Genomic DNA, 24963 nt, shown 5'->3' with positions numbered 1-24963 from the left:
CGGTCCTGGGTTTTTTGTTTGCAACATGGCCATCTTAAGGCCTCATTGACAGATTCCAATAGAGTGGTCGTCATCTTGACTGAAGCGCAGGGGAATGGAGAGATCTTTGAACTAAGTTATTGAAATCAAATTTAAAAAATTTTGCTTCGCAGAGCCTTCGGGTTCTCCATTACAGCCGAAAGGACAATTATCTTCGAACCTGTTTAAAATTAAATAAAATTTCGGATGTCAACCTCCAATAGAATGGTCGTCATCTCGACCGGAGCAACGCGGAGCGGAGAGATCTTTGGACTATATTAAAAGATTTGCTTCGCAGAGCCTTCAGGCAATCTCATTAAGTTAAGGGATAAATCTCAAAAGATGCCGCCTTGAGGGGTAATTTATGGTTTATAAATCAATATGAGTGATGTACAATTAATGTCTTTTGCCATACGCCACGATCTTGCCTCGGCTCGCCGCCGCCGAAGGGCTCTTTCTTTTTGGTGTCAAAAAGACCAGCGAAGCTAGCTTGAATGCCATTGAAAACATAAAAACACATGAAAAAACAAAAAACACCGGCTGAAAATTTATTCATTTGTTGTTTATAACTTTCAGCTGCATTCATGAGGGCTTCGCCGTTTTCTTTCGAAGCCAGTGGGATGGCTTTGTCAGTGGAGCCCGAAAAATTTGTTAGGCCGGATTTAAGCAGAACGGAGATACCGTGCTACGGCCTAGCTATAAGGAAATCCGTAGACTCCGCAAGTCGCTCATTAATAAATAATTGCAAAACAACGTCAATGGTAGCATAGCCTAAGGGCATTTATTTGCAATTTATCAAATCTCAGGAAGTCTTCGACTACGTTCAGACTGACCAACCGCGGCGCTTAACTTAATGACAAATTTGGTCAGTCAATCTCAATAACAAATTATTAATTTTTCTCTTTTATTTCTTCTGGATGATCTTAAAATCACTAAACGATGCATAACCAGAAATATCACCATAAGTAGCATGATATACGCCCACCTCTAAAACTCCGCTACTCATATTATCTCTTTTTACAGGACTGCCGGGAAGATTTACCCAATCCTTTCCATCATGGCTGCCACGCATAAAAAATAGATTTCCCTGCCTTTGTATTTGTAAATGACGATAAAAAGCCCATCCCGATAGGTTGTTCAACTGTTTGCGTTCCCCCTGGTTAAAATCAGTTATGATGTTTCCGACACCCCAGCCTGGCATCACACCATTTTGTATGAGCTTTGCCCCACTTGATGGTTCTTTAACCATTATACCTGCCTCATTTGCACCATAAGCTTTCTTTTGGTTCAGCCCTAACATATCGGATAGCAACACCTCGGCAGTAAAATTACCTTCTACCTGGTTGTAAGCAAATGGTCCTGTTGCCATTGATCCATCCCAGAATGTATTGTGCGACACCAACTTCAATACACCGGAATGCTGGGCAACGGTGTCCGCATTTCCTATCAAACCGTCCCAGGAAGTACCTTTCAAACCATCTGCTCTTGCCGGAACCGATAACGCTGCTCCATTTTGCTTTCTGATTACAAAAAGTATAGAATCTGTTGTAACGGCACAGGGTAACGAGGTTGGGGTAACATTGCCAAAGTTATCTCTAACCTTTACAGTGTAAGTATAGCGCTTTTCTGGCGCAACTGAAAAGTCAGTATAATCTGGAGATTTTAACCATTTTAGGGTGCTTTTATCTCCATCACTTTTAAAAAGGTATTCAAAATTGGTACCAGGCAACACTGGTTTATCCGCAGCCATAGAAACCATATTTGGCGTAACAGCTGATGGTTTTAAGGCGAATGACGCGTGTGAGAGGTTGTTATTTAGTGTCTGTTTCCAAAAATTAAATTCCAACATACAACGGCTATCATCAAGACCATAATTAAACACATAAATTGATGATATGGCTACTGAAGTCCCTTCCGTTGCAGATCCAATTAAAATACGCTGATCTTTTTGTCTGTTAGGGGGATTATCATTTCCAGCTAATTTACCATTTACAAAAATCTTGAATCTACCTCTGTAATAAGTACAGATCACCTCTTGCCACTTTCCGGTTCCTGCTATCCTGGCCGTTTTATTTCCTTTGCCAAAAAATAAATCTGTTTTTGATCCGGCTTGCGAATACAATGAAAAAATGGCGCTAAAAGGTTTTGAAAAATCTGGTGCTTCGGTCATTTCATTGCTAAGAAGCAATTTACCCTTATTGTACAATACCACTGCTATTTTCCCATTTACATCGGCAACTTCTGCTTTTCCCTTACTTCCAAGTACCCCCAAAGCAGCACCGTTGTTAGTCCACTTATTCAAATTGCCATAGTCGAGATTTTTTGCCTCTACATGTAGCACGGTATTATTAGGCAGCCCTTTTTTATAAGCTGCTTTAATTTCTTCATGGCTTAGTGGCACATCATAAATTTTTAATGAAGCCAATGCACCGGAAAACCCTGCACTTCCATCTTCATTTCCGCCGATGAGAAAATGCCTGAGGTTATTGATAAAGAGCATTCTTCTTTCTCTCCTGTCCAATTCTCCATCAACATAAATATGTTCCATTGTACCATCAAAAACAATGCTGATCAGATGCCATTCATTTGCTTTTGGTAAATGCTTGTATCCTAAATCTGCCCATCCCAGATGGGTTATTGCGCCTGCAGTTTTACTATTCCCATAACCGACTGCAGCGTTACTTAAATTAACCCCTCCCCGCCCTGTCCACGAAATAATGGTTTCTTCTTTATCAATCTCTGGATTTAAAACCCACATACTTACGCTATAGCTGCTGTTTCCAAGCAGAGACTGTGGCGCAGGAACTGATGAAGATAAGCGCTCCTGACCAGTAAAAACCAATGCTTTTTTGCCTGCGATCATTGAGGTAATGGGTCTAGTTGTTCCACTAGCCAAAAAATGCCCACCCAACTTACCTTTATTTTGAACGTTTGCTACAACGGTGCCTGTCCGGAGATTATCTAATGCCAGGTCTACCAATAAACCTTTTGGTTCAAAAGCTTTTAAAGGTTGCCATTTTTTAATTTTGGTATTCATTACCGGATGATATTCTGCATTATCGAAAACTTTAATATTCCATATCGCTTTATTCAATCCCGGATATTCAGTCTGTAAAACCATAGTACGGAGGTACCTCGTCTTAATATTTCCGAAATCAATCATCGGGCTTCCATGTTGTGTATTTTTACTGCGATCGGCATATATTTTCCATGTTTTCCCGTCAACCGAATACATGATCTTATATTGATAGTACCAGGTGGCGTATTCAAACTGCGTATGGATACTTTTAATAGGATATATTTTTCCCAAATCTACCTGCACCCAGGCAGGCCCTATATTGCTTTTGCTTTTCCATAATGTTCCATTATTATCATCAAAGGCAAATTCCGCTTTAAAATTTTCATCATAGCTGGAGGATGCGGACACTTTTTTACCCTGTGCTAAATTTGGATGTGGGTTGGCATTTTTCGCCAGATAACCGATTCCGGTATGGGTAGGTAAAATCTTAAGGATATTCCCTTCATCATCAAACTGCATTTTATCTACAGCAACCTGCCTGTGGTAACCGCCATCATTATGCGGATTATTATGCCGGTGATAAACCAGGTAAAAATCATCACCCTGTTGCAATACAGATTGATGTCCCGGCCCGTGCACCGTTCCGTCTTTATTTGTAGATAAAATGGGATTATTAGCGGCATATTTAAAAGGTCCCATCGGGTTGGTTGCAGTTGCATATTGAACCCTGTAAGTGCCATCCTCACAATAACCTGAAGAATAGGTCAAATAGTAAATTCCTTTTCTTTTAAATACAAAGGGTGCTTCGAAAAACTCTTTTGCATCAGTATTGGGAATCTGTGCCAGCCTGGAAAAGGATTTCATATCTTTATTTAAAAGACCAACACCACAGCCATGGTTGGGATAAATGCCCCAGGTGCCCCAGTACATATAATATTTGCCATCATCATCCTTAAAAGTCTGTCCATCAAGCGTAATTACATTTGGCACCATAAAATTAGAAACAATCGGTTTACCTTTAGGTAATAGCGATGTCCAGGGACCAACAGGGGTATCAGATGAAGCTCCAAAAATCTCAACAGGCTGGCAGTAATACAGATAATACTTACTATCGGCACCCTGGGTTACATCTGGCGCCCAGTAGTAGTGCGTGGTTGGCCAGTTCATATCCTGCATGACCCAATTCACAAAATCTTTAGATGTCCATACCTGGGAAGGACCGAAACCACCACCGTTACCATCTGTTGTAGCATATATGTAATAAGTATCTCCAAACTTCTTTACCGTTGGATCTGCAAAATAACCCGGTATAATTGGATTTCCGTGTACCACAGCCTCCTTTACAGATTGCGCCAGTACCATTTGAAAAGTAGAACACAGTAGAAATAAAATGAATGGCTTTAGATATTTTTTCTTCATGGTTAAGTGTTACGTCAGGAATTTTGGAAACAGCTGTTATAGGTCAGCACGTAAATATAAACGAAGTATAATCCAGATTACCGTTGTATATTAATCCATAGTATCAATATTTTAACCTTTCCCATTTTTAATACTCCAATCTTTAAAATATTCCCTTACCCGGAGGGAAAACAAAAACGACTCAAGAGAATCAATTCACACCACAATTGGGCATTACTTTGCATTGTCAACATAAAATAAGGTTAAAATATGCACAATACCTGCAATTTCCAGGGCTTCGTCTATTGCTCTTTTTGTTTAATTTTATCAATTATGAAAATTTACAAAGTCTTCCGCTCCATGTCATACCTTGCTGTTTTTATAGTAACAGGCAACACGGTTCTGGCACAAAATGGTGATCAAATCCTCGATGGCATTGGCGAAACGGCCATGAGTGCCAGATATGAACTTAAAGGTGATTTAAAGGACTGGTCCAGAAATCGATTTAATGCAAATTTTATTGGAGGTCAACCGCAATTTGCACAAGACAGTCGCTTCGGAAAAGTACTTTCTTTGCCGGGAACTACCGGAACTTATGTAAGCATCCCTGCGGGAGCATTAACAGATATTGAATCCATCAGCATAACCAGTTGGGTTTTACTTAAAAGCGAACGATCGGAACAAAGTTTTTTTGACTTTGGTCAAAGCGACGATAAACATTTTTCCTCACAACTCAACAGTAAACAGAATGATCAGGGTTTTCTTGCTATGATCCAAAATGGAAAGCAATCAAGTATAATCACAAAGGGGCCGACTCCTGCTCTCAACCAATGGGCGCATCTGGCTATTGTTGTTGACATTCCCTCAAAATCTCTGACAAGTTACCTTAATGGAAAAAAAGTTGCTGAAGCAAAAGATATCAACTTTGATCTTACTGCTATTTTCGGTCAGAACAAATCGGATAAGAAATTGCTAAACCTTGGCAAAGCCATATCAGTTAAAAACACTGAACTGAATGCTTTAATCCATGATTTCAGAATTTATCGGGTACCTTTAAATGCAAAGCAAATTGTTTCCATTTATCGCCACGAACAATATGAGGCCAACGAAACGACAGTAAACACTTCGGCTAAAACAGATGATAACCTGCAACATTTTCCCGCAGATGCATCCCAATTATATACCAAATATCTAACTCAGGTAAATGATATTGACGTAACAACGAGTGTAGGTAATCTTCCCCGATTACCAGGTGCTGTTGCCGGAACTTATCAAGCAGGTAAAACTGGCCCAATGGTAAAGGTAATCTGGCCAAACCCAACAGATAATTTGACAGTTGCCCAACCGGGAAATTATACCATTACCGGTTATGTACCAGGAACAAACTTTAAGCCGAAAGCACAGGTAAAGGTGACTCCGACCGACAACGAGGCGACACCTGCTATTAAGCTACAACCTTTTGCCTTGAACCAGGTGATGCTAAAGGCTGATCATGAAGGGCATGATACGAAATTTATTGAAAACAGGGATAAATTTATCCGAACATTGGCTAAAACAGATCCTAATTCGTTCCTGTATATGTTTCGTCACGCTTTTGGCCAGAAACAGCCGGCCAGTGCGAAACCACTTGGAGTATGGGATAGCGAAGATACTAAATTACGAGGTCATGCTACCGGACATTATTTAAGTGCTATTGCACAAGCTTATGCAGGCGCAGGTAATGATAAAGCATTGCAGAAAATTTTCGCCGATAAAATGGAGTATATGGTTAATACACTCTATACGATATCTCAATTATCCGGAAAACCTCAAAAAGCGGGCGGCGCTGCTGTTGCAGATCCGTTAGCTATTCCTTTTGGTCCTGGAAAAACAGCCTATAATTCTGATATTAGCGAAAAGGGAATCAGAAGGGATTACTGGAATTGGGGAAAAGGATTCATCAGTGCCTATCCGCCAGATCAGTTTATCATGCTTGAAAATGGCGCTAAATATGGTGGACAAAACAATCAGATTTGGGCACCTTATTATACTTTACATAAAATCTTAGCCGGACTGATTGATATTTACGAGGTTAGCGGTAATAAAAAAGCACTTGAAATTGCAACCAATATGAGTGACTGGGTATATACCCGATTAAGCCATTTACCACAACAAACCTTAACCAAAATGTGGAGTACCTATATTGCTGGTGAGTTTGGTGGCATGAATGAATCAATGGCGCATCTCTACAGAATCACCGGAAAAGAAAATTATCTGAAAACAGCACAGCTTTTTGACAACATCCGTTTGTTTTATGGCGATGCCGCACATAGCAGTGGCTTAGTTAAAAATGTGGATCTTTTGCGTGGCCTTCACGCTAATCAGCATATTCCTCAGATTGTTGGTAGTATGGAACTTTATCGTGTATCAAACCAGTCAGATTACTTTAAAATTGCTGATAACTTCTGGCATAAAGTCGTAAATAATTATATGTATAGTATAGGCGGCGTTGCTGGTGCAAGAAATCCGGCCAATGCAGAATGTTTTATTGCACAGCCGGGAACCTTATACGAAAATGGATTTTCTGAAGGTGGGCAAAATGAAACCTGCGCCACCTACAATATGCTTAAACTTACAGGAGATCTGTTTCTCTTCGAACAAAAAGCAGAATTAATGGACTACTACGAACGGGCTTTATATAATGACATCTTAGCTTCCGTAGCAAAAGATAATCCCGGAAATACTTACCATATATCGCTTAGACCAGGTTCTGCAAAACAATTCAGCAATGATGACATGACCGGTTTTACCTGTTGCAATGGTACCGCATTGGAAAGTAGCACCAAGTTACAGAATTCTATTTATTTTAAAGATCAGAATAATCAATCTTTATATGTTAACCTTTTCATTCCATCTGTATTAAACTGGTCCGAGCGAAAAATTAAGATTGAACAAACTACCAGCTATCCAAAATCAGATCAAACCAGTTTAACCATCAACGGTAATGGTCAATTTGACCTGTACGTACGGATCCCAGGATGGGCAACAAAGGGTTTCTTTGTCAAAATTAATGGCCAGCAACAAAAGTTAAATGCAGTACCGGGAACTTACCTTAAAATTTCGAGAAACTGGAAATCTGGAGATCAGGTTGATTTAACAATGCCTTTTCAGTTTCATTTAGATCCGGTAATGGATCAGCAGAATATTGCAAGTTTATTTTATGGCCCCATACTGCTTGCCGCACAGGAACCAGAGGCAAGAAAAGAATGGCGTAATGTTGTCCTTAATGCTGATGATTTGGGGAAAACCATCAAAGGCAATCCAGCCAAACTGGAATTTACTATAGACGGAGTTTTGTTTAAACCATTTTATGATAGCTACGGAAGGCATTCTGTTTACCTGGATGTGACCTTAAAATAAGCAATTGGGGAAATGCTCAAATTGAAGTGATAAAAACTTGTTTAAAAATTAATTCGTACGTCAGTCTGAGGGGTAATTTATTGTATAAAAATCAATATGAGTGACTTACAATCGTTTCCCTTTTCCTACTGCTCGGTCTTGCCTCGGCTCTCCGCCGCCGAAGGGCTCTTTCTTTTTGGCATCAAAAAGACCAGCGAAGCTAGCTTGAATGCCATTGAAAACATAAAGACAAATGAAAAAACAAAAACTGCCGGCTGAAAATTTATCCATTTGTATTATAGCTTTCAGCTGCATTCATGAGGGCTTCGCCGTTTTCTTTCGAAGCTAGTAGGTTGGCTTGGACAGTGCAGCCCGAAAAATTTGTTAGGCCGGATTTAAGCAGAACGGGGATATCGTGCTATGGTCTAGCTGGACGGAAATACTAAAGCAAATAAAGTGCTGATTAATAATGATTTGCAAATAATGTCAATGGTAGCGTAGTTGAAGACCATTTCAACGCATTAATAAAAGCAATACACTAGGTTATCAATGACAGATTTAAAAAATCGCCGTCATTTCGATCCGATAACTATCGGATGAAGCGCAGCGAAATGGAGAAATCTTTGAACGATATGAAAAGATTTCTCCACTACGGTCGAAATGACGCCCTTGACAAAAGTCCAAGCATACAATCCGATCGGGTTACAATGCCGCCATCCTCTTGTATCGAAAAACTTATTGACAAATCATTAAACACCAGTAAATCTACAATATCCATGCTGGCAAAAAAAGGCCTTGTTAACCGGTGTAAAAGCCAATTTTACAAGTTCCTGAAAAGCTTACAAAAAATAAACGTTATAAATACGCTAAAAATACAGCTACTTTATTTTTTTATTTAATAAGTGTTACTACATTCGTGCAGACGTCTTATGAAATCAGACGCTGGTAAGTTAATTAAACCTAACTTTTAGCGTAACTTCTTTGAGCGATAACTGCCTCAATTTAGCAATTAAGGGGTTTTATTCTAACCAAATTTTTAAACAGATGAAAGATGTTTCAGAGGAAATAGAACTTTTGTTGCGCATAGCTGATGGTGATCGTCTCGCGTTTAATTTGTTGTATAAAAAATATCTCCAAAATTTACGGAAATTTGTCGCTTCGATTTCTGGCAATACCGATCTGGCAGATGAGCTTGTGCAGGACATCTTTGTTAAAATATGGCTTAACAGAAAAAACCTGCCCCTTATCGGATCTTTCAAACCTTACCTTTATCGTTGTGCACGCAACCTTTTAATCGATTATATACGAAAATCGAAAACGCAGATCAGGATAAAAGAGGTTTCAAAAACCCTTGAAGAGAACTGTTCTGCCAGTACTGACGATAATTTAATTTATTCACAGACCCTGAGCCAGCTATACAGTGGTCTTAACCTGCTTCCTGAAAAGAGAAAAAAAATTGTTGAGCTCAAAATAAACGATGACCTTTCTCTTGATGAAATTGCACTACAGTTAAAAATATCCAAATCGGTAGTCAAAAAACAGCTCTATACCGGAATGGCTTTTCTGAGAAATCACCTGAAACATTTTTACAGGATTGCACCTTTTATTTCTTTTCTATATTTTTTTCTTTAACGAGGGGGCCTTTTTCTTTCCACATCCGTCTTAGCAGATATGGAACAAAAGGATGTTGAGCAACTCAAGCAAAAATTGATTCAGGGTGAATTGACTGAGCCTGAACAGCAGGACTTTTTTAATTGGTTAAAGCAATTAGATCAGCCTGAGCTAAACGCATTCATGCAAGAATACAGCGCATCATTCGAACAGCAAACAGACAGCTTAGCAGCAGAACAGAACGGAGATTTAGCGAAAAAAATTGAAATGCGCCTAGATGATTTGGAGGCTGCCGACACACCATCCTGGAAACGTTCAGCTTTCAAATTCATGGCTGCCGCTGCAGTATTGGTTCTGGCCTGCTCATCTATATTTTTCTATTATGCTAGTGTAGATGGGAACAAACACACCGCATTGTCCAAAAACACAAGCATCCCACATGCAAAAGCTATTTATGGAGGAAGTGACAAAGTACTGCTTATTCTCTCAAACGGTAAGCGCATTGAAGTAAATAATTTTACAAATGGACAGCTCGCCGTAGAAAATGGCTATTCTATCGAAAAACAAAGCAACGGCCTTTTAAAATACAGAAAAATCAATACAGCTGCCGCTTTAGCAACAGGTAATTCGAACACCATTGTAACGCCACGCGGCGGACAATACTGCGTTAATCTTCCTGATGGAAGTAAGGTTTGGCTGAATGCAGAGAGCAAAATAACTTACCCGGTAGCTTTTTCGGGCAATACCAGGAAAATTGCCCTGCAAGGCGAAGCTTATTTTGAGGTGGTCCATAATCCGAACAAACCTTTCATAGTTGATTTTGATGGCTCAAATGTAAAAGTGCTGGGCACTCATTTTAATATCTGCGCATACGGAGATGGTGAAATTCCTAGAACAACCTTACTTCAGGGTTCGGTAGAGGTAAGTAAAGGTGATAGAAAAAAAATAATTTTGCCTGGTCAGCAGGCCATTTCAGGTCATAACATCGGTATTGTTAATGTTGATACGAACCACGTGATGGGATGGAAAAACGGAAATTTTTCATTTGAACATGAACGCATCGGCACGGTGATGGGGAAAATATCCCGATGGTATGATGTTGATGTAAAATATCAGCGTGAAATAACGCAGGAAGAATTTGTCGGTTCGATTCCAAAATCCAAAAACTTGGAAGAAGTACTCCACAGGCTGGAGTTGACCGGATTGTTGCATTTTAAAATCAGAGGAAGGAGCGTGACCATTATGCCATAACCTTACAGAAATAGGTTGGCCCATCCATGAAACAAAAGCCAGAGTGCTGTAACACTCTGACCTGATGTTTGGATCGCCACCAAGTATTCCAGACAATAGACAACCAAGTATAAACCCAAACATTCAAATATATGAATTATTATGCATCACGCGTAAATAGGCTTCTGGCCTATCTGCGTAAACCGCTACTGGTTATGAAATTAACATGCTTACTTTTAGTTTCCTTAATGTTACAGCTCTCGTTAGCCAGCAGCGGACAAACGGTAACGCTTTCAAAAAAGAATGCTGCTGTTGAAAAAATTTTCAAGGAAATTGAGCGCCAAACCGGTTATCAGTTTTTGTACACCAGGCAAATGCTTAGCGGAACTCACCCGGTGAGTATCGAAATTAACAAAATGAGTTTGGCAGAGGCATTGGATCTCTCGCTGAGATCACAACCCATCAGCTACAAGCTCGAAGATCATATTATCATTATCCAGCGGAGAGCAATAACTGAACCCACAATAAATAAAGTAGCTGAAATTGGCATTACAGGTAGAGTTACTGATGAGGCAGGTCTTCCGATTCCGTCTGTTAGCATTAAAATTAAAGGCACCAATACAGGTGTTCAAACCGCACCGAACGGAACCTACAGCCTTAAGGTTGCCACTGGTACCGAAACTCTGATTTTTAGCTCGGTAGGCTTCGCTTCCCAGGAAATCGCAGTCAATAACAGAACTGAAATCAATGTTCAGCTAAAGGCCGAACTTAATAATTTAACCGATGTAGTTGTAATCGGATATGGATTGCAACGTAAGGGTGATGTAACAAGTTCTGTAGCGAGTGTTAAAGCCGAGAATTTTGTAAAATCGCCAGTATTAGATGCAGGCCAGTTAATTCAGGGTAAAGTAGCCGGACTAACCGTTAGCACGCCAAGTGGCGACCCTACCTCAGGTAGTAAAATCAGGCTTCGTGGAAACAACACACTCTTTGGTGCCAATGCCGATCCGCTTGTTATTGTAGATGGTGTACCAAGTAGCCTTAAGCTGGTTGCACCAGAAGATATTGAATCAATAGATGTATTAAAAGATGGTTCAGCCGCTGCCATTTACGGTGTACGCGGTACCAATGGTGTAATTATCGTTACCACTAAAAGATCTTCGGGAAAGAATAATAATGTAGTGGAATACAATGGTTCTGTGAGTACCCAAACTATTGCCCGAAAACTCAATATGCTCACTGCCGATGATTACCGCAGGCAGATTGCCGAGGGAACACGTCTTGCCTCATACGATCTTGGTGCGAGCACGGATTGGCTAAAAGAGATTTCTAATAAAACACCTATTACCAACATCCACAATATTACTTTCCGTGGAGGTAACGGACAAACCAATTACCTGGCTACCGTAAACTACCGCTATTTTAACGGGATATTTAAAAAATCTGACAACGCTACGCTTACTGCCAGGGCAGACATTAACCACTCCATGTTTGATAATAAGGTAAAAGTTAACATGGGCGTTTTGGTACAGAACAATAAATATACCCAAACACAGGATGGTGGCAGTTTCAATGGCGTGGTTTACCGTCAGGCCCTGATCCGTAATCCAACCTCTCCCCTTTTCGGTAGTGACGGACATTACTTCGAAGAGCCGAATAATTTTGAATATGATAACCCTGTTGCGCGCCTTTTCGAAAGCACAGGACTTAACCAGAACACCACTCAGCGTTTAAATTCGCAGATTACTTATAACCCCATCGCTGATCTTAAGTTAAGTGCCTTAGGTTCATACACCAAATATGTGTCAAATGGTGGTTATTCAGAATCAAAGTTCCACATTTCCAACATCAGAGATAAACTTAATGGCTATGCCTCCCTGGGTTCTACTCAAAGTATAGACCGATTGCTTGAGCTTACAGCTCAATACTCAAAAAAACTGGGCGACCATAGTTTCACATTATTGGGCGGATACAGTTATCAGGATAATTCGTACCTGAATTTCTATGAGCGAAATTATGATTTCCCTACAGATGCTTTTGGTTATTATAACATTCAGCAGGGTCGTGGTGCAAACCGCGCTTTAGATGCACTATTGGGAAGTGGCTATTCAGAAACCAACCTGATTGGATTTTTTAGCAGGTTAACCTATAGCTACAAAGACAGATACCTGTTGATGGCCTCTTTAAGAAGAGAAGGTGCCAGCCAGCTTTATGGTGCTGCAAAACCTTATGGTAATTTTCCGTCCGTATCTGTTGGATGGAAAATCACCAACGAAGCATTTATGAAAGATCAAACAATTTTTGATGACTTAAAGCTTCGTGCAGGATATGGTGTAACCGGTAACCAGCCTAGCGATGGTTTCCGCGCTGTTGCATTATTAGGCTATGGCGCTAACGTGCTATCTAATGGCAACTGGATCCAGACACTCGTTCCTACGCAGAACCCTAATCCGGCTTTGCGCTGGGAAGAAAAAAGAGAGACTAATATTGGTCTTGATTTCAGCATGTATAAAGGAAGAGTTACGGGTACTGTTGATGTTTACAACAGAAATTACAATGGATTATTATTTGATTATCAGGTGCCCAGCCCACCAAACCTTTATCCAAGTACAAGAGCAAATGTGGGTACCATGCAAAATAAAGGTATTGAGGTTTTATTAAACATTGTACCGATACAGAGCAAAGTTTTTGAATGGACAACAAGCTTCAACTTTTCAACCAACAGAAATAAACTGGTTAGTTTATCTAACGATTTATACCAGGCCACAAACGACTTTTTCACTACAGGGGGAACAGGCCCGCCAGCAACCACCTTTACCAATATTGTGCGTGTTGGTGATAACATTGGAGATTTTTATGGCTTTAAAGTTAAAGGTGTAACGGCTGATGGTCAGTGGATTTATGAAGGTAAAAATGGTGAAGATGTTTCCTACAGCCAGTTTAATCATGCTTTTGAAGATAAAAAAGTGCTTGGAAACGGTATTCCTAAATTTACAGGCGGATGGAACAACAACTTCAGGTATAAAGACCTTGATTTAAGCATTACGATGCGTGGCGCATTTGGTTTTCAGATTCTCAATTTCCAAAGAATGTATTATGAGAACACGGGCATTCAGAACTATAACCGCCTGGTATCAGCTTATGACCCTGTTTTTGGCACAGCTGTTCTTAATAAGAATATGCCGGTAGAATTTAACAGCTATTATGTAGAAAACGGCGATTTCTGGAAAATTGACAACATTGTATTGGGTTATACCTTTAACAAGCTAAAAACCAAATACCTTAAGGGCGCAAGAGTTTATGTTTCTTCGTTAAACACTTTTACCATCACAGGCTATAAAGGATTAGACCCCGAAGTAGACTGGAGCGGTTTGGCACCTGGTAATGATAACAGGGATAAATACCCTACCGCCCGTACTTTTACATTAGGTTTTTCTCTTAATCTTTAATCCTTTACATCATGAAAACAAGATTTATATTGAGCACCGGCATCATGGCACTTGTGGTCCTGGTTATTAGTTTAGCATCCTGCACGAAGTTAAAGGACGAAAACTATGCTGCATTTATTCAAAATAAGTTTACCCCTAATACCTCTGATGTGGCGGCCCTGGTTGGCGCAGGTTACACCTATTGGAGGCCCTTAATGCTCGGACGAAGTAACAACTCGATCTTTCGTACCAATGAGATTTCCAGTGATGAAGCCGTAATACCTGCCCGCCCGAACGGCTGGGTTGACAATGGGATCTATCGCCGGATGCATGAACATAGATGGACATCCGATGAGGACAACAGCTACCAGATCTGGAACAATGCTTATGGAGGTATTACCTCCTGTAACCGCGTACTCTATCAAATTCAATCCAACCTGATTCCAATTCCTACAGGTAAAGATGCTACCATAGCCGAGTTGCGTGCCTTAAGAGCATCTTACTATTATGCACTCTGCGACTTCTTTGGCGGGGTACCTATAGTCGATAAATTTGACGTGCCCTCCGGATTTCTTCCACAACAGAGCACCCGTGCCCAGGTTTATGCTTTTATTGTTAAAGAACTTACCGAAAGCCTTCCAAACCTGAGCAAGGCCAATACCCAGGCTACTTATGGCAAATTTAATTACTGGGCTGCCTCTGCCCTGCTGGCTAAAGTTTACCTGAATGCTAACGTATATACTGGCACTCCAGCCTATGCTCAATGCATTGTAGCATGTAATGAGATCATTGCATCGAACGTATATACGCTTGAAGCCAATCAGAAAACCATTTTTCTTGATGCAAATGAAGGAAGCAGAGAAACCATTTTTGCTATACCCTTTGATGAAAAGTTTACTACAGACGGTGGTGATGCTTTTACCCTGCACATGGAAACACTTCAGCCAGAAAACCAGGCTACTTATAACTTTAAAAACTCGCCATGGGGCGGAATCTGTGCCACACCACAGTTTGTAAGCACTTTCGATCCTGAGGACAACCGCCTAAAGGACAATTATGTACAGGGGCAGCAATATACCGCTGCAGGTGCTGTTTTATTGGGAACCATTGGCGCAAGTAATGGTAAACCGCTGATTTATATCAATGAGCTTCCCGGTGTTGATCAATCGGATGAAGTACATGGTTTCAGGTTAGGAAAATTTGAATTCAAACCAGGTGCCCTGGTTGGGATGAACAACGATTTCCCCTTGCTTAGGTATGCTGATGTTTTAATGATGAAGGCCGAATGCCTGTTAAGAACAGGCGATGCTGCCGGTGCCGCTGCATTGGTAACACAGGTTCGTCAACGGTCATTCTTAAGCAATCCTTCAAAAGCAACCGTAACCGGTAGCCAGCTTCTGTTAGGCAGCGTGTATAACTATGGCCTCCGCAATCACTTAACTTCTACTGTAGAAGGTGGAAGTGACATTCAATATGGAAGGTTTCTTGATGAACTGGGCTGGGAATTCAATACCGAAGGACGACGTAGACAGGATATGATCAGATTTGGTGTTTTCACCAAAAAATCGTGGTTATCACATTCGCCAAATGGAGATTACCGTACATTATTACCCATTCCACGTGCCGAACTTGCTAAAAACCCGAACATAAAACAAAACCAGGGATACTAGTCCTCATTACTGAGGCTGTATTGTAACATAGAGAACTGTCATCCTGAGCCTGTCGAAGGATCTTTAATAGGCCTGTGTAAGGCGTTTCGACAAGCTCAGCATGACAAATTCAGAAAAACTACCTTATGATACAGCCTCAAATTGTATTAAATATGAAAAGAAACTTTATTGCCGTAATTACATTATTTTTAGGCTACCACATTTCCGTACGGGCCCAGTCTTTTCAAAAAACTCCACAGGGTATCCATGCCGTTATCCAATCAATGGATGTAGAGGTAAGTTTTTATTCACCATCTATTGTCCGGGTTTTTAAAAAGCCGGAAGGAAGCCAGCCAAAAAAAGAAAGCCTTTCTGTTATAAAACTTCCTGAACAATTAACGCCTGATATTAAAACCGACGGGCAAAGTGTAACCATCAGCAGTAAACTCATATCTGCAACGGTTAACCTACAAACCGGAAAAGTTTTATTTGAGGCTCCGAACGGCAGGAAGTTATTTACTGAAAAAGATTATGGCACCCAGTTTACCGCGATAAACGATGCCGGAAATTCAACTTATGCAGTCAGACAAGCCTATTTATTAGACAAGGATGAAATTATTTATGGGCTTGGCCAGCAGCAGAATGGAAAATTAAACCAAAGGGGGCAAAAATTACTGCTTAAACAGGAGAACACAAGGGTGTGTATTCCTTTTTTCCAATCGGTAAAAGGTTATGGAATTTTCTGGGACAACTATTCACCAACTACTTTTACAGATAATGTTCAGGAAACTTCATTTGATTCAGAAGTTGGAAACTGCGCTGATTATTATTTTATGTTTGGCGGAGGTGGCGACGGTGTGGTTGCACAAATGCGTGAACTTACCGGACAATCTCCTATGATGCCTTTATGGTCATTTGGTTTCAGTCAATCGCGCGAGCGCTACAAAACCCAGTTTGAACTTGTTGAGGTGGTGAAAAAATACAGAGCTTTAAAAATACCGCTTGATGGTATTGTACAAGACTGGCAATATTGGGGAAAAGACGATAACTGGAATGCCATGAGTTTTGAGCCTAGCACTTTTCCAAAACCACAGGCCATGGTAGATAGTGTGCACCAGCTTAACGCCCATCTTTTTATTGTTTCGTGGCCAGGTTTTGCACCAAAAACTCCACAATACCAGGAATTTAAGTCAAAAAATATGCTTATTAACTTTGATACCTGGCCGCCGGGTGCAAATACCAAACCTTATGATGTTTATAACCCTACTGCCCGCAACATTTACTGGGATTACCTAAACAAAGGCATATTCTCATTGGGTATAGATGCCTGGTGGCTCGATTCGACAGAACCAGACCACATTAACATTAAGGAAAAAGATTTCGATCAGCCTACTTTTTTGGGGAGTTACCGAAGCGTAGAGAATGCTTTCCCGCTTCAACACACCGGCGGTGTTTATGATCACCAGAGAGCAGTAAGTAATACTAAACGCGTACTGCTTTTAACCCGTTCAGCATTTGCAGGTCAGCAAAGATACGGAACAAACACCTGGAGCGGAGATGTTGGGTCGAATTGGTCTACGTTAAAAAAACAGATACCAGCAGCACTAAATTTCTCCTTAACTGGTTTACCTTACTGGAATGGAGATATTGGTGGTTTTTTCGCGGGTGACTTTGTGAAAGGTGGTGGCGCAAAAAATCCCGACTTTCAGGAATTATATAACCGGTGGATGCAGTTTGCAACCTTTACGCCTATGATGCGCTCCCACGGCACCGATATACCCAGAGAAATATACCAGTTCGGTAAAAAAGGAGATCAGGTATTTGATATCCAGGAGAAGTTTATCAACCTGCGCTATCGGTTACTTCCATACACTTATGCAACTGCCTGGGCGGTAACTCATCATGCAGGATCCATCATGCGACCATTATATTCACAATTTCCCAACGATCCTGCCGGTTTTGAAAACAGTTCAGAATATATGTTCGGAAGCTCGTTTCTCGTAGCACCAGTTACCGCTAAAGGTGTTACAGATCAGGAAATATACCTCCCGGCAGCCAGCAAATGGTTCGATTTCTGGACGGGTGAAGTATTTAAAGGCGGCCAAACGGTTAAACGTGAAACGCCGATGGAGATTATACCACTTTACGTAAAAGCAGGCTCAATTGTGCCTTGGGGGCCAAAAGTGCAATATGCAACTGAAAAGAGATGGAATGATCTGGATATCCGCATATATCCTGGCGATAACGGTGATTTCGTTTTATATGAGGATGAAAATGACAGTTATAACTACGAGAAGGGAGAATTTTCAGAAATACACTTCAATTGGAACGATGCCTCAAAAACACTTACCGTTGAGGATAGAAAAGGACAGTTTAAAGGCATGTTAGCCAAACGTAAATTTAACATTGTGATGGTAAGCAAACAGAATGGAATAAGCATTGATAATCAAACCATTAACAAATCAGTTAATTATAATGGCCGTAGACTTTCCGTTAAATTCTAAGCCAGAAATTGATGCAATGAATGTTGTAAAAACACTTGTCCGCTAAATAAAACATGAGCAAGGGAAAAGAAATATACTTTAAGGCAGCGGCATTGTCGCTGCCATTGGTATTTTTATGCTTCATCGAAATCCTTTTGAGATTTTTCAATTATGGTTTTGATCCATCATTGTTTATTAAAGATCCAGATCAGGAGGGGTACATGATGATGAACCCTACCGCCTCTTATAAGTTTTTTTCTACCAGTGCCAATGCAACCCAGGGTAACCGCGAACGATTTGGCATCGTAAAATCCAAAAATACCTTTAGAATATTTGTGATAGGCGAATCGACTACTGCCGGCTACCCATACATGCATAATGGATCATTTCACAGGTGGTTGCAATACCGGCTGATGCACCAATATCCCAGCCTGAACTTTGAAGTGATTAATGTTTCACTTACCGCGGTAAATTCGTACACGGTATTAGATTTTGCAAAACAAATTGTTAGTTATGAACCAGATCTGGTGTTGGTATATACCGGGCATAATGAGTATTACGGCGCTCTGGGTATTGGCTCTACCAGCCAGATCAAGGGCAATAGCACCTGGATAAAACTGGTGATTAAACTGCGTGAACTGAAGTTGGTACAGTTGTCAGACCGCATTATTGAGGCTATTGCAAAACTTTTTGGAAAAAGAATTGATAAGCGGGAAAACCTGATGAAACGTATGGTAACCAACCAGCAGATACCTTATCAATCTGCCGATTTTAACCGTGGTATAGCTCAGTTTAACAGTAATATGAACGAATTGTGCCAGTTATTATCAAAAAAACATATCACAACAGTAATCAGTACGCTGGTAAGTAACGAAAAAGATCTTAAACCATTTATAAGTGCAGGCAAATTTTCAGCTCAAAAGCAATACACGAATGGCAAAAAACTATATGTAAATGGTGATTTTAAAGCCGCAAAAATAAATTTTGTTTTGGCTAAAGAGTATGATCAGCTGCGCTTCAGGGCGCCGGAAGTCTTCAACCAAATCATTAGAAAGCTGTGCAAGCAGTACCCTGGTATTTATCTGGCAGATACCCGTGCCTTGTTTGAGAAAAATGAGGTTGATGGAATAATTGGTAAAGAAACCATTTTAGAGCACGTTCATCCAAATTTATTGGGTTACGCAATCATGAGCGAAGCTTTTTATCAACAGATTAACAACAGAAATTTAATACCGGCAAAAAAACAGGGTGAAATGTCGTTCGCACAATTGTTGGTTAATATGCCCGTTACCAAAGTAGATTCGTTATATGGTGCATATCAGATTATGATGCTCCGTTCGGGTTGGCCCTTTAATGAGCCCATAACAGCTACTTACAACCGTGGAAATTCGATAGATGAACAACTTGCAGGAGCACTGGCTGTAGACAGGATTACCTGGAGAACAGCAATGGACGAACTGTATAAAGCTGCTATGGCCAATGGCGACAAACAAAAAGCCTTAAAGGTTACCGAAGCTGTGCTGCTGGAAAATCCTTACCAAACCAGTTATTACACTTACGCAGGCCGTTTAGGTTTTGAACTGGCAGACCTGGAAACCGCTGAATTTTATTTCAAAAAAGCTTATGACCTTGAACCAACAAGCGGGAATGCAAATAATCTTTTCTTGTTTTATTTTAAATCAGATCTCCCTGAGAAAGCATTGCAATATGATGATATACTAAAGCACTCCGGTCAGCAATCCTACCTGGATGCACAAAAAGCAGAAATAGTGAAAAACATCATCAAACTCAAAAAAGATAAGCCATCTGATAACATCAATGAATTGATTGCAAGCTATTATCATCAACTCAGGGCCGATGAAGCAGCAGCAAAATATAGGAAGAAAAAAAACAGGTAACATGAGCAACAAAAAATTAGAAAACAGGAAATTCGGATTTATTGTAGGCGCCACAGGTATTTTACTTTGCCTTATTTTTTGGAAAGAAACCTACCCACAGTACATCATACTGTTACTATCTGTAGGGTTAATCATAACGGCTATCTTCGCTCCTCGATGCCTTGACCCCATAAGAACAATATGGTTAAAAGTTGGTAATTTTCTGGGAATGGTTAATGGCACAATTTTATTATCCCTGGTATTTATCTTTATCCTAACCCCTATTGCCTTTTTACTACGCCTGTTTAAAAAGCACAGTTTAAAAACAAAAAAGAATAAGCAGTTAGCTTCTTATTGGGAAGAAGTATCAGGCCGGGCAATGGGCTCATTTAATCAACAGTTCTAAATTATAAATACATGAATACACTGCTCGAATTTTTCCATTTCTTAACCCAGCGCAAAAAATACTGGTTATGGCCCTTATTTATCATCCTGATTGCATTGGGTTTAGTTCTGGTAGCAGCGCATGGCTCAGTATTGGCCCCATTTATTTACAGTTTATTCTAATCAGGTAAGCAGCATGGGCTATATTCTTGGTATTTCTGCTTATTATCATGACAGCGCAGCATGCCTCTTGAAGAATGCAGAAATTATTGCTGCGGCGCAGGAGGAACGTTTCTCCAGGATTAAAAATGATGAGTCATTCCCTGCAGAAGCGATAAAATTCTGCCTTAAATTTGCCAACATCTCTCTGGCAGAAGTAGATCATGTTGTATTTTACGAAAAGCCATTTTTGAAATTTGAGCGTTTGCTCGAAACTTATGTCAATTTTGCACCCCGGGGATTAAAATCTTTCCTAAAATCGATGCCAATATGGTTAAAGGATAAACTATTCATCAAAAAAAATATAGCCAGGGCGCTTAATACTATAGATCCCAACTGGGAAAAATCGCGCACCATCCTGTTTGCCGATCACCACCATGCCCATGCGGCCTCCGCCTTTTACCCCAGTCCATTTGAACAGGCCGTGGTATTAACTGTAGATGGTGTTGGCGAATGGGCTACAACAACCGTTTCATTAGGAAGTTCAGCACAACTGACTTTAAAAAAAGAAATAAATTTTCCTAACTCCATCGGACTGTTATATTCTGCCTTCACCTATTATTTAGGTTTCAAAGTCAATTCTGACGAATATAAAGTAATGGGTTTAGCTTCTTACGGTACACCGGTATATAAACAACTGATTTATGATCATTTGATTGATATTAAAGCAGATGGTTCTTTCCGCCTTAACATGGATTATTTTGATTACTGTACGGGACTGAAAATGACCAATAAAAAATTCAACAAACTTTTTGGCCATCCACCCAGAGCGAAAGGCGAAGCACTTTTGGCATTTCATAAAGATATTGCAAGCTCCATACAAAAAGTGACTGAAGAGATCATGATTAAACTGACTCAAAGTCTTTACAGGGAATTTGCAATAGATAATCTTTGTATTGCAGGAGGAGTTGCGCTGAACTGCATCGTAAATTCAGCCATCAGACAACATTCTGGTTTCAAACAGGTTTGGGTACAACCTGCAGCAGGAGATGCTGGTGGCGCGATAGGTGCCGCTTACAGCGTATACTATACGCATTTATCTGGAGTTAGAAATGTTGATCCGCAGGCAGATGGAATGAAACAATCACTTTTAGGTCCAAGCTATACCCTGAACGAAGTGATCAAAGCACTCTCTGCCTATGGCCTGAATTATGAAAAAGTTGAGCATGAACTTTATTATCGTAAAATAGCAGGTTACTTAGCCGAAGGCAAAGTAATCGCCTATTTCAGAGGAAGAACAGAGTTTGGGCCAAGAGCACTGGGTTGCCGCAGCATTCTCGCAGACCCTAGAAACAGTGAGATGAAAGCCATACTTAATGCAAAAATTAAGTTAAGGGAGTCCTTCCGTCCGTTTGCCCCGGCTATTTTGGATGAATTCGCAGATTTATATTTTGGTGAAGGCTCAAAAAACCGCTATATGCTATTTACAGAAAACTATTCAGATAATAGCAATGGCCATCAGGCATCCCATGCAGTTTTAATTCCAGGAGCGGTACATGTTGATGGAACGGCCCGGGTTCAGATTGTCAACCAGGTGCATCATCCTGATTTTCATCAGGTAATCACCGCTTTTTACAACCTTACGGGATGCCCTGCAGTGATTAACACCTCCTTAAATGTAATGAACGAACCCATAGCCTCTAGTCCTGAAGATGCAATATGCTGCTTTTTAAATACAGAAATTGATATTCTGGCAATCGAAGGTTTACTGATCGATAAAAAAAAGATTGGGCTTTAATGAGTTAAGCAATACTTGGCTTTTATTAATAGCTATGCTAAAACTCAGAAAGCATAGAAAACTCAAATATGAAAATAGATTAGCATAAATGATGTGGCCCATTTTCTTTAAGCCATCTTTATTCGATCTTTAGTTCGCTGCATAACCCGTCCACAACACGGTAAACCAAAAAATAAGATGTATGCTTCCTGTTATAGTCCTTTCTGTTTTTAATAGAATCTGTAGGAAAGCCGGGGGGCAATGCGAGTAAATGATGTTTTTCGAAGATTCCGGGGATTTTCTTATTAATCCGGCTTTGCTTAAACATTTTACTTATTCCTTTTGAGGCATTCTGCCGTGCAAATAAACCGTATTTCAAATTTACTGCCCTCAAGTGATCTGACCGGACAAACATAAATAAGTCATCATGCTGATGATATCAGGTTAAATATCAGTTGTTTCCGGATAAAAACCTGGAATTTATAATGTTGGTTTTCTGGTTAATTTGCTGAATACATCAACTAATCCTAAAACAATGAACTACTTATCAAAATTAATGCTGCATTGGCGAATCAGTGCCGTATTTTCTTTACTCTTATTATTAAACTTTACCGCCTGTAAGAAGGCTGAGATAGCACAGGATCCGCTATCAAACGAAACAAGTACGCTAACGGCAACCAACCTGCAGATTTATAAACCACAATCCATGCAGAATATGGATTGGAACGCTACCGAAAGCGAATGGTGTTATGCCCGTTCTAAGCAATCCGATCACTTTATACTGTTCTGGGGAAAAGGATATGGCAGTAACAATCCATCCGCCTCAAATGTAGATTCAAAATACCGCGTAGATATTGATGATCTGCTGGCCAAGGCCGAATCATTTTACAACCTGAATGTGAATACGTTGAAATTTGTCACTGTTGGAAACGGAACTTCAAAATTGGACAAATACAAATTGATCATCTTTTTATATTATGAGGATGGCTGGCGTGCAACTGGTTCAGGATACGACGATACCATTGGTGCATTATGGATAAGTCCGCAAACCTGCCAGCCGGTAGGTGGTACAATAGCGCATGAGATTGGCCACAGTTTTCAATACCAGGTATCCGGTGATTTAGGTACGTCTCATGGCTTCAGGTGGGGTTTTGGAGGCAATGGAGCAGGGGGAAATGCCTTTTGGGAACAAACGGCACAATGGCAAGCTTTTACCTCTTACCCTAATGAAATTTTTGGTGGCTGGTTTGATGCTTACCTGGATAATTACCAAAAACACCTTATCCACGAAGATTACCGGTACTCCAACTATATGATCCATCAATACTGGGCGCAAAAAAGAGGCATTACCGTTATCGGCAAAATATGGCGGGCGGCGCAGAGCTACGAAGACCCTATTCAGGTTTATCAACGTTTATACGGTCTTTCAGTGAGCCAGCTAAACGATGAATTATATGATGCTGCAACTAAATTTGTAACCTGGGATATTGATAACATCCGCACGCTGGGGGCAAGCAAAATTGGTGCGCATCATTATAAAATGAACCTGATGAACGATGGTTCTTTTCAGCCTGACCCAAGCTTTTGCCCGCAAACAACCGGTTACAATGTTGTGCCCCTAGAGGTGCCTGCTGCAGGCACAATTGTTACAGCTGCGTTTCAAGGCTTACCAAATGCTTCGGGCTATAACCAGGTAGATGCCAGCAAAGCCGGATGGAGGTATGGTTTCGTTGCCTTGTCAACAAATGGTACCCGAAGCTACAGCACCATGTTCACAAGTGCCTCTGGAAATGCAACCTTTACTATTCCGGTCAATTGCAGCCGACTTTGGTTTGTAGTTACTGGTGCCCCTACTCAATACAATCCGCATGCCTGGGATGATAACAATACCAATGATGAACAATGGCCATACAAAGTAAAATTTCAGAACACCAGTTTACCAGGGTACAATAATCAGGCACCTAAAGATATTGCCTTTGCTTACGATCTTGAAGTAAACCGGAGTACCACTTCTTACGATTATGCCACAGCCGAAATTGATATTACTAAACTGGTTTCTGCCTTTCAATTACCTAAGCAAGATATTATCAACAAAATAGGCACCGACATTAAATTTTATGCACTTGAACCTAATAACAACCTGAACGCTACCCTAACAGCTAATGGCTACGGCCAGTGGTTTGATGCCAATGGTTATGTAGTTGGCTACAGTTCAGCTAATTCACGTGTGTTTTGCGAATTTGATGCACAAAATTTTAAGCTGAGCGCTGGTCAGTATCCCAACCGTGTCAATATAAGCGATAAGTATATCATGAAACAGGCATTGGTATACACGTTAGCTTCCGGCAGTAAAGTGACCGCTACCTTCACTGTTAATTTGACCATAAAATAGTGGTTTCGACCTAACAAAAAAGTGCCTGGATCGTCTTCATAATCCAGGCATTTCTTATATCGTTTTGATATTTATTTCGAAGTACCTTAGTCTGACCCGCACCATCACTTCTTCCCAGGAGTTGGTGTAACACAGACCACTAATAAATTACTCTTTTCCT

14 protein-coding genes are annotated in these 24963 nt (G+C 40.4%); 11 read left to right on the top strand and 3 right to left on the bottom strand.

All coding sequences use genetic code 11. The features are described 5' to 3' along the window. Nucleotides 1–394: 394 nt before the first annotated feature. Together FFJ24_RS00890 and FFJ24_RS00885 are read right to left on the bottom strand one after the other, a co-directional pair. Nucleotides 395–604 (bottom strand): hypothetical protein, encoded by a 210-nt coding sequence (locus FFJ24_RS00890; protein WP_138820367.1) that lies wholly within the window; start codon nt 602–604, stop codon nt 395–397. Between the two features lie 318 nt (nt 605–922). Further along, nucleotides 923–4456 carry a family 43 glycosylhydrolase gene (locus tag FFJ24_RS00885; protein WP_138820365.1) on the bottom strand — a complete coding sequence of 1178 codons (3534 nt, stop codon included), beginning with the start codon at nt 4454–4456 and terminating at the stop codon, nt 923–925. A gap of 312 nt (nt 4457–4768) precedes the next feature. Between FFJ24_RS00885 and FFJ24_RS00880 the strand changes: the two genes are divergently transcribed. Next, complete coding sequence (locus FFJ24_RS00880) at nt 4769–7834, top strand: beta-L-arabinofuranosidase domain-containing protein (protein ID WP_138820363.1); 3066 nt, start codon at nt 4769–4771, stop codon at nt 7832–7834. Nucleotides 7835–7939: 105 nt separating this feature from the next. Here the strand turns inward: FFJ24_RS00880 and FFJ24_RS25910 are convergent, their stop codons facing one another. Beyond that, nucleotides 7940–8104 (bottom strand): hypothetical protein, encoded by a 165-nt coding sequence (locus FFJ24_RS25910; protein ID WP_168202350.1) that lies wholly within the window; start codon nt 8102–8104, stop codon nt 7940–7942. Between the two features lie 753 nt (nt 8105–8857). Here FFJ24_RS25910 and FFJ24_RS00875 point away from each other — a divergent pair. From FFJ24_RS00875 to FFJ24_RS00835, 10 genes are all read left to right on the top strand, one after another. Then, on the top strand, nt 8858–9445 hold the full coding sequence (locus tag FFJ24_RS00875) for an RNA polymerase sigma factor (RefSeq protein WP_138820362.1): 588 nt from the start codon (nt 8858–8860) through the stop codon (nt 9443–9445). A 39-nt stretch (nt 9446–9484) separates the two neighbouring features. Beyond that, nucleotides 9485–10675, top strand: a complete 1191-nt coding sequence (locus FFJ24_RS00870; protein ID WP_138820360.1) for a FecR family protein — start codon at nt 9485–9487, stop codon at nt 10673–10675. A 194-nt stretch (nt 10676–10869) separates the two neighbouring features. Next, nucleotides 10870–14103 (top strand): SusC/RagA family TonB-linked outer membrane protein, encoded by a 3234-nt coding sequence (locus FFJ24_RS00865; protein WP_210419438.1) that lies wholly within the window; start codon nt 10870–10872, stop codon nt 14101–14103. A gap of 11 nt (nt 14104–14114) precedes the next feature. Next, nucleotides 14115–15752 (top strand): RagB/SusD family nutrient uptake outer membrane protein, encoded by a 1638-nt coding sequence (locus tag FFJ24_RS00860; RefSeq protein WP_138820358.1) that lies wholly within the window; start codon nt 14115–14117, stop codon nt 15750–15752. A 152-nt stretch (nt 15753–15904) separates the two neighbouring features. Beyond that, entirely contained in the window at nt 15905–18235 is a 2331-nt protein-coding gene (locus FFJ24_RS00855; RefSeq protein WP_138820356.1) for a TIM-barrel domain-containing protein, read from the top strand. A gap of 53 nt (nt 18236–18288) precedes the next feature. After that, nucleotides 18289–20112, top strand: coding sequence for a GDSL-type esterase/lipase family protein (locus FFJ24_RS00850; protein WP_138820354.1), 1824 nt, complete (start codon nt 18289–18291; stop codon nt 20110–20112). A gap of 1 nt (nt 20113) precedes the next feature. Further along, nucleotides 20114–20497 (top strand): SxtJ family membrane protein, encoded by a 384-nt coding sequence (locus FFJ24_RS00845; RefSeq protein ID WP_138820352.1) that lies wholly within the window; start codon nt 20114–20116, stop codon nt 20495–20497. 11 nt (nt 20498–20508) lie between these two features. Then, complete coding sequence (locus FFJ24_RS25905) at nt 20509–20658, top strand: DUF5989 family protein (RefSeq protein WP_168202349.1); 150 nt, start codon at nt 20509–20511, stop codon at nt 20656–20658. 13 nt (nt 20659–20671) lie between these two features. Continuing rightward, nucleotides 20672–22432, top strand: a complete 1761-nt coding sequence (locus FFJ24_RS00840) for a carbamoyltransferase N-terminal domain-containing protein (protein ID WP_138820350.1) — start codon at nt 20672–20674, stop codon at nt 22430–22432. Between the two features lie 514 nt (nt 22433–22946). After that, nucleotides 22947–24803 carry a DUF4859 domain-containing protein gene (locus FFJ24_RS00835; RefSeq protein ID WP_138820348.1) on the top strand — a complete coding sequence of 619 codons (1857 nt, stop codon included), beginning with the start codon at nt 22947–22949 and terminating at the stop codon, nt 24801–24803. Nucleotides 24804–24963: the final 160 nt, after the last annotated feature.

It is taken from the genome of Pedobacter sp. KBS0701 (genome assembly GCF_005938645.2).
In the GTDB taxonomy this organism is placed as follows: domain Bacteria; phylum Bacteroidota; class Bacteroidia; order Sphingobacteriales; family Sphingobacteriaceae; genus Pedobacter.
Note: the sequence above shows the minus strand (reverse complement) of the source record. Positions and strands in the feature narration are given on the sequence as shown.

Bases quoted from the DNA above. Each gene is read 5' to 3' on its own strand.
- FFJ24_RS00890 (WP_138820367.1), bottom strand. From the start codon at position 604: ATGAATGCAGCTGAAAGTTATAAACAACAAATGAATAAATTTTCAGCC.
- FFJ24_RS00885 (WP_138820365.1), bottom strand. From the start codon at position 4,456: ATGAAGAAAAAATATCTAAAGCCATTCATTTTATTTCTACTGTGTTCT.
- FFJ24_RS00880 (WP_138820363.1), top strand. From the start codon at position 4,769: ATGAAAATTTACAAAGTCTTCCGCTCCATGTCATACCTTGCTGTTTTT.
- FFJ24_RS25910 (WP_168202350.1), bottom strand. From the start codon at position 8,104: ATGGATAAATTTTCAGCCGGCAGTTTTTGTTTTTTCATTTGTCTTTAT.
- FFJ24_RS00875 (WP_138820362.1), top strand. From the start codon at position 8,858: ATGAAAGATGTTTCAGAGGAAATAGAACTTTTGTTGCGCATAGCTGAT.
- FFJ24_RS00870 (WP_138820360.1), top strand. From the start codon at position 9,485: ATGGAACAAAAGGATGTTGAGCAACTCAAGCAAAAATTGATTCAGGGT.
- FFJ24_RS00865 (WP_210419438.1), top strand. From the start codon at position 10,870: ATGAAATTAACATGCTTACTTTTAGTTTCCTTAATGTTACAGCTCTCG.
- FFJ24_RS00860 (WP_138820358.1), top strand. From the start codon at position 14,115: ATGAAAACAAGATTTATATTGAGCACCGGCATCATGGCACTTGTGGTC.
- FFJ24_RS00855 (WP_138820356.1), top strand. From the start codon at position 15,905: ATGAAAAGAAACTTTATTGCCGTAATTACATTATTTTTAGGCTACCAC.
- FFJ24_RS00850 (WP_138820354.1), top strand. From the start codon at position 18,289: ATGAGCAAGGGAAAAGAAATATACTTTAAGGCAGCGGCATTGTCGCTG.
- FFJ24_RS00845 (WP_138820352.1), top strand. From the start codon at position 20,114: ATGAGCAACAAAAAATTAGAAAACAGGAAATTCGGATTTATTGTAGGC.
- FFJ24_RS25905 (WP_168202349.1), top strand. From the start codon at position 20,509: ATGAATACACTGCTCGAATTTTTCCATTTCTTAACCCAGCGCAAAAAA.
- FFJ24_RS00840 (WP_138820350.1), top strand. From the start codon at position 20,672: ATGGGCTATATTCTTGGTATTTCTGCTTATTATCATGACAGCGCAGCA.
- FFJ24_RS00835 (WP_138820348.1), top strand. From the start codon at position 22,947: ATGAACTACTTATCAAAATTAATGCTGCATTGGCGAATCAGTGCCGTA.